This is a genomic window from Halomonas sp. CSM-2, from assembly GCF_002119345.1.
GTDB lineage: Bacteria > Pseudomonadota > Gammaproteobacteria > Pseudomonadales > Halomonadaceae > Vreelandella > Vreelandella janggokensis.
Genome location: NZ_NBYR01000042.1, coordinates 1 through 6,836 on the forward strand (window position 1 = coordinate 1; position 6,836 = coordinate 6,836).

General features: G+C 54.3%; 6 protein-coding genes and 1 pseudogene. All 7 read right to left on the minus strand.

The genetic code is table 11. From position 1 onward, the window contains the following. On the minus strand, window positions 1–180 hold a 180-nt coding region (locus B7L15_RS19085; RefSeq protein ID WP_176243737.1), incomplete at its 3' end, for a dihydrodipicolinate synthase family protein. 275 nt (window positions 181–455) lie between these two features. Continuing rightward, window positions 456–1,781 (minus strand): enolase C-terminal domain-like protein, encoded by a 1,326-nt coding sequence (locus B7L15_RS19090; protein WP_085920472.1) that lies wholly within the window; start codon window positions 1,779–1,781, stop codon window positions 456–458. A 50-nt stretch (window positions 1,782–1,831) separates the two neighbouring features. Next, entirely contained in the window at window positions 1,832–3,400 is a 1,569-nt protein-coding gene (garD, locus tag B7L15_RS19095; RefSeq protein ID WP_085920473.1) for a galactarate dehydratase, read from the minus strand. 34 nt (window positions 3,401–3,434) lie between these two features. After that, window positions 3,435–4,946, minus strand: coding sequence for a tripartite tricarboxylate transporter permease (locus B7L15_RS19100; protein ID WP_085920474.1), 1,512 nt, complete (start codon window positions 4,944–4,946; stop codon window positions 3,435–3,437). An 18-nt stretch (window positions 4,947–4,964) separates the two neighbouring features. Further along, complete coding sequence (locus B7L15_RS19105) at window positions 4,965–5,408, minus strand: tripartite tricarboxylate transporter TctB family protein (RefSeq protein ID WP_085920475.1); 444 nt, start codon at window positions 5,406–5,408, stop codon at window positions 4,965–4,967. Between the two features lie 105 nt (window positions 5,409–5,513). Next, window positions 5,514–6,569 carry an ABC transporter substrate-binding protein gene (locus tag B7L15_RS19110; protein WP_085920476.1) on the minus strand — a complete coding sequence of 352 codons (1,056 nt, stop codon included), beginning with the start codon at window positions 6,567–6,569 and terminating at the stop codon, window positions 5,514–5,516. Window positions 6,570–6,626: 57 nt separating this feature from the next. Further along, window positions 6,627–6,836 (minus strand): annotated as a pseudogene (locus tag B7L15_RS19115) (5-dehydro-4-deoxyglucarate dehydratase); the annotation flags it as partial.

Here is a 6,836-nt window from a genome sequence, read left to right on the forward strand (position 1 = left end):
AAAAACCCCCCCGGTSCCGCCCGCCACAAACACGGCGGAAATATCATGGCTAATAAACCAGGCTAGCCGCTCACGGTAGCTGGCTTCATCAAACTGGCCGTTGTCATCGAAGTCGGTGATCGGGAACGAGAGCAGGCCATCACCGATCGCTTGTATTACGTCTTGTTTGGAAAACTTCACGCCACCATCCTCATGCTTCCCTTGTCCAGATACGCCTCGTGGAGGTTAGGCTCTACGTAGCGCAGCAGTTGTGATACATCATACAAATTAAAGCTAGTCACCTAGTCTTATTTAGGCAAGCCGCGATCAGTGAAACACGACCAAAGTTGAACCAGGTCATTTGCTTAGCCAACGTAAGAAAAAGAAGTATCTATCTGATAATAAATTATTATGCCGATAACCCTCGTCTTTATAGACGAGGGTACTGAGGTGAGGATGCCATCAAGTATTAACGTTTAGCGGACCAACGCGGGCTTTTTGGGATCGAACTCCCATCCTGGAATCAAGAACTGCATGGCCATGGCGTCATTGCGCTGAGTCACGTCGAGGCTCTTGTAAAGCGCATGTGCCTCTTTCAGCTTCTCTTCATCCAGCTCGACGCCGAGGCCTGGGGTTTTAGGCACGGTCAGCTTGCCATCACGGATCTGGAACGGCTCTTTGGTGATACGTTGGCCATCCTGCCAGATCCAGTGGGTATCGATGGCGGTGATCTCGCCAGGGCAAGCGGCCGCTACGTGGGTCATCATCGCCAGGGAAATGTCGAAGTGGTTGTTGCTATGCGAGCCCCAGGTCATGCCCCACTCGTTGCACAGCTCGCCGACCATCACAGCGCCCTGCATGGTCCAGAAATGGCAGTCCGCCAGCGGAATATCGACGGAATTAAGCTGCACGGCATACTGCAATTGCTTGAAATCGGTCGCGATCATGTTGGTTGCTGTAGGCAGACCGGTGCGCTTTTTGAACTCGGCCATGGTCTCGCGACCGGAGTAACTCTCTTCCTGACCACAGGGATCTTCAGCATAGCTTAGCAGGTGCTTGATCGGATCAAGCACGCGTACCGCTTCGTCGAGCTTCCAGGCGCCGTTGGGGTCGAGGGTCAAACGGGCTTCCGGGAAAGCTTCATGGAGTGCGCGGATGCAGTCGGCCTCTTCCTCGCCGCGCAGTACGCCACCCTTGAGCTTGAAGTCCTTGAAGCCGTAGCGATCATAGGCGGCCTTTGCCAGGTTAGCGACCGCATCTGGGGTGAGCGCCTCTTTGTAGCGCACCTCGTCCCAGGTATCTTTGGGATTCTCGGCCTTGGGGTACGGCAGGTCCGTCTTTTCAGGGTCACCCAGCAGAAAGAGATACCCAAGCGCTTCGACTTCGTCGCGCTGGCGCCCGTACTGCCCCAGCAAATCTGCCACCGGCATACCCAGCGCCTGACCGAACAGGTCGAACAATGCCGATTCAATAGCGGTAATAACGTGAACCGCAACGCGTAGATCGAAGGTCTGGCGGCCACGCTCTTCACGTCCATTTTGGGCCAGGATCTGGCGCGCCTGGTTCAGCGTCTGCTTGACGTTGTTGACTTGCGAGCCTTCAACAAGGGAGCGGCACTGCTCCAACCCCTTGATGATACCGTCGCTGGACGGGATTTCCCCGACCCCTTTATTGCCAGCGTCATCTTCTAGAATCAGCACGCAGCGGATGAACCAGGGGGCATGGCCGCCGCTCAGGTTGAGCAAAAAACCATCGTAGCCAGCCACCGGCACAACACGCATTTTTTTAATCGTCGGAAACATTTAAATTTGCCTCTTTATAGTATCGGCTCTGTCGAGATGTGTTTCTGCTGTTAAGTCACTGGTGCGGGATTGAATAGCACCAGGTCGTTGTAAAGGCCGAGCTTATCGGCGGCAACGCGCCGACGGCCGCTGGCCACGTCGAGAATGAGTTGGAAAAGCTCCCATCCCATATCCTTGATGGATGACTCGCCCGTGGCGATGCGTCCGGCATCGAGGTCGATCAGATCATGCCAGCGACGCGCCAGGGTAGAGTTGCTCGAGACCTTGATCACCGGGGTCATCGGCAGGTTGTAGGGTGTCCCGCGTCCGGTGGTAAAGACCTGCAGGTTCATGCCCGCTGCTGCCTGCAAGGTACCGCAGATAAAGTCGCTGGCAGGGGTGGCGGCGAAGGTCAGTCCGCGTTTTCGCAGACGCTCTCCAGGCCCAATAACGTCAATGATGGGTGAGTTACCCGACTTGATCACCGACCCCAAGGCTTTTTCAACGATATTGCTCAATCCGCCTTTCTTGTTGCCAGGCGACGTATTGGCACTCCGATCGGTTTGACCCTGAGACAGGTAATCGTCATACCAGGCCATTTGATCGACCAGTGCTTTACCGACGGAAGAATCAATCGCGCGGGGCGTCAACAGGTGAATCGCATCGCGCACCTCGGTGACTTCAGAGAACATCACGCTACCACCGGCCCGGACGATCAAGTCGGTTGCAAACCCCACGGCCGGGTTAGCTGTCAGTCCAGAGAAGGCATCGCTACCACCGCATTGCATGCCGACCACAAGCTCGGACACCGGGCAAGTTTCCCGCTGCCGCTTATCGAGATGCTCAAGATGTCGCTCTGCCATGGCCATGATGCCTGCCACCATATCGTCAAAGCCCTCGAACGACTCGTCCTGCAGGCTCAACACATTGGCCTGGGGATCAGCAGCCTCAGTATTCTCGTAGATCCTCACTGGCTGATCATCCACCAGGGTAGAGGGCTGCAGTTTCTCGCACCCCAGCCCGATGACCATGACGTCGTCACCAAAGTTGGGATTCTGAGCCAGATGCTTGAGCGTGCGAATGGGCACTACGGCGGCCGGAGCGTTGATCGCCACGCCACAGCCATAGCTATGGTTAAGCCCTACCACCGCATCGACATTGGGAAACTTGGGCAATAACTCACGTTTTATGCGCTGCACCACGTGATCCACAATACCCGCCACACACTGCACGCTGGTGGTAATGCCGAGAACATTCTGGGTCCCGACACTACCGTTGGCATTACGGAACCCCTCAAAGGTGTAACCTTCCAATGGCTCCACTGGTGGCGCCGGACGTGTCGCCAGCGGCAGATCGTCCAACGCAGGCGGTGTAGGCATGAGTAGATTGGTCTCATTGACATGGCCACCACAAGGGATCGCCAGGGCGGCCGTTCCTATCACCTCACCGTAGCGAATCACGGCATCCCCCTCGGCCAGGGCCACCAGAGCTACTTTGTGGCCCTGAGGCACATGCGTCTGGAGTTCAATGCCGTCATCAAGACGCTCGCCAACTGCCAGCCCACCCTGTGCGACAGCAACGGCAACATTATCACTGGGATGAATGCGAATCACACGAGGTGACTGATTGTCCTGCGTCATGGTCGACCCTCCGGGATATGCAGTTGAATAGCTATCACTGGGAAGCTCCCTCGCGGCTGACCTTACGACGCTTGAGCCCCATTAAGATGGAAAAAATCACCGACGCGATGATCAAGATCCAAAGCACAACGGCGATTGGGCTCTTGGTGAAGAAGATGGAGAAAGTGCCAGCAGACTCAAGGCTCTTGACGAAATAGACTTCCGCCTGGCTGCCTAAAATAAAGCCAATAATCAAAGGTGCGACTTCGAGCCCGACCTTCTGAATGACGTAGCCCAGCACACCGAAGATCAAAAGGGTCCAGACATCGAACATGATGCCGTAATTGATCGCATAGGCACCGACCACGCACATCATCACAATGATCGGGAAGAGAAGGTGCTTGGGTACCATCACCACCTTGGCGATATGCTTGATGGCGTAGAACATCAGGAAGAACATCACGATGTTGGCGAAGATCAGCGCCGTCATCATCACATACCAGGTATCCACGTTCTCCGGGATGAACAGCGGCCCCACCTGGATGCCTTGAAGGGTGAAGGCACCAATCAGCACAGCGGTGGTAGAGTCACCGGGGATCCCCAGGGAAAGCAGTGGAATAAGCGCACCGCCGGTCAAGGCATTATTGGCAGACTCCGAGGCAATCAAGCCCTGAGGCGCACCCTTGCCCATTTCAGAGGAGTCCTTCGACAGGTTCTTCTCCTGGGTGTAAGCCAGCACAGATGCCGCACTACCGCCCACCCCCGGCAGCATGCCGACGAAGGTACCTATAAATGAGGAGCGAACCAGGTTGGTCAAACGACCTTTGAAGATCGACATGGAGAAACCGCTGCTCCCTTTGCCGAGCTTCACGCCTTCACCGGTCAGGTCATTCTTAACGCCTTTTTCGGCCTCGAGCAGAATCGTTGAGATACCAAAGATACCGATCAATACAGGCAGCAAAGAGAAGCCTTCAAACAGGTAAGGCTCCAAGAAATCAAACATCAGCCGCGTTTTGCCGTTGCCGCCATCAGAGGTGCTATAGACGCCAACCAGGCTTAGCCAGATGCCGATCACGCCGCTGAAGATACCCACCAGCATGTTGCTGGAGAGTGAGGCAATCACGCTCAACGCAAGCAGAATGATCAGGAACTTCTCCACATAGGAGAATTTGATCGAGAAATCTGCCAGCACCGGCGCAAAAAAGAACAGCACGGCCGCACTGATAAGACCGCCGACCACTGAGGCGATGACGCTGACCCGAAGGGCCTTCTCGCCCTCACCTTTCTGGGCCATCGGGTAGCCATCGAAGGTGGTGGTGATAGACGAGGGAGTGCCGGGAATATTAATCAGAATCGCCGGCACCATACCGCCCGATATTCCCCCTACATACAGGCCAAGCAACAGCGCCAAGCCGTGGTTAAGGCCCAGGGCGTAGGTCAACGGGAGACACACGGCTACCGCCATAGTCGCCGTCATGCCGGGTATTGCGCCAAAGATGATGCCGACCAGGGCGCCCAAGGCAGCAAGAAGGAAAAACGTTAGATCAAGAAGTGACAAAAATTCCATGGGGGGTACTCACTTCGGTCACGGCAGGGTAATTTTAAAAAGCTTGGCCAGTACGAACCAAGCCACGCTGGGCGCAACAATGGCCGTGATCACCGCAGTGGTCACCGCCTTTTTTGTCCACTCATGCATATACATCAATGCCATAAGCAAGACGAAAACCATCGAGACGAACAGGAAACCGTAACCCGTATAGGGAAACATGTTGCCCACGAACGCCATCAGGTAGAAATACGCCACCATCAAGGCGAGAGTACCGAAGAAGCGGAAGCTATCCATGGACTCACCGATAATCGGCAAGGTGCGCTCGCCGCGCCTTACAGCGGCCAAAAAAGGAATTGTCTTTGTCACTAACACGGCAAGGAACAGCAGCGCCAACACCCAATGAATAATCATCGGGAAGAACAGATGGGACGTCTCGAAATCGATCGAGATGCTAAGCAGACTTGACAGACCTGATTCCATAACAGCTCCGATATAGGCAGCAGGCGATCCTGGCCTATCGTGGTTCTATAGTGCTTATGTCTGATGGCGATGGCACCGACACTCATGTGCCGGTGCCTGAATCGCTTACTTGATGTTTTCGATAATGCCTTCGTAGCGTGCCATCTTGTCTTGCAGGTACTCAGACGCTTCGTGAGAAGGCTTGAAGTTAGGAATGAAGAATGCGTTCTTTTGTGTTTCTTGAATCTCACCTTCCTCGTAGATTTCTGCTAGAGCTTCATCAATCTGCTCAACGATGGCAGGATCCATATCTTTGTTATAAAGAAAGAAGAACTCCTTATCGAAGGTGAAGTTTTCGTCATCCCCCATTGTGACATTGACGTTAGGCTCAACGTATTCCAGTAACTGTTCACGAGAGGTCTGGCCCAGGCCCTCTTCTGGCGCCTGTTCAATCGTCTGTTCACGGGCTGTCAACCAGACAAATCGCATGGCCTTTTGATCATCTTCCGGCAAGCGCGTGTATTGCTCGTTAGCCTGCACTGTACCGTTAATCACGTCAGCCTGGTCATCAAAAAGCTGCTGATTCTTGTCTGACTGGGATCCGGTATTGACCGCCACCAGGTTGTCTTCCTGACCAGGGTGCTCAATCGCAATGGCATTCTTTAATGCACTAAAACCGATTTCCGAGACACCGCCTGGCTGGATTGCGACGCGTACCGTCTCTCCTTCACCCACCGCAGCAATAATGTCATTAAGGGTTTCGTAAGGAGAGTCTTTTGGCACCAAGTAGGCATTGCCTGGGTTAATAGCCACTGTCGGGCCCACGGTATATTTTTCAAAAATATTGTCGTAGCCCTCCACACCATACAAATACCCCAGGTAGGACTGGTCATGGAAAATCATCAGCGTGTTGCCACGGGAATCGCGGTCCAGGGTCCGGAAAGCAGAGTTCGCGCCAACCGCGTCGACCTTCATGTTCAGGTCAAGTTTTTCGGATAACGCATCCGCAACAATGCTGGAGTTCTGATAGGTATCACCACCGGTCGACGTAGAGCCGATGACCACCCGTACATTGCCCCGCAAAGGGCCATCCTGGGCAAAGGCAACACCCGAACCAACAGCCATTGATGCCATCAAGGCGGCCGAACCCAGTCCAGCTAGCGCTTTCTTAGATACCAACATGCTTCACCTCATTCGATCGTTGTAAATTTATTATGGTCTTGCAGTTTGAGAAGGACTTTACCTGGCTTTATCGATTAGTTGCTTGAGCTGCCGACATTCGTCAGCGGTAGGCATCGTTAAAGGCGCGCGCACCTCTCCCGCCGGGCGGCCAATAATATCGGCACCGGCTTTGATCAGGCTCACGGCATACCCGGCTTTTTGATCACGCAAATCGATAAACGGGATAAAAAAGTCCTGGGTAATTTGCTTAACGACACGGCTGTCCCC

Bases quoted from the DNA above. Each gene is read 5' to 3' on its own strand.
- B7L15_RS19100 (WP_085920474.1), bottom strand. From the start codon at position 4,946: ATGGAATTTTTGTCACTTCTTGATCTAACGTTTTTCCTTCTTGCTGCC.
- B7L15_RS19105 (WP_085920475.1), bottom strand. From the start codon at position 5,408: ATGGAATCAGGTCTGTCAAGTCTGCTTAGCATCTCGATCGATTTCGAG.
- B7L15_RS19090 (WP_085920472.1), bottom strand. From the start codon at position 1,781: ATGTTTCCGACGATTAAAAAAATGCGTGTTGTGCCGGTGGCTGGCTAC.
- B7L15_RS19110 (WP_085920476.1), bottom strand. From the start codon at position 6,569: ATGTTGGTATCTAAGAAAGCGCTAGCTGGACTGGGTTCGGCCGCCTTG.
- garD (WP_085920473.1), bottom strand. From the start codon at position 3,400: ATGACGCAGGACAATCAGTCACCTCGTGTGATTCGCATTCATCCCAGT.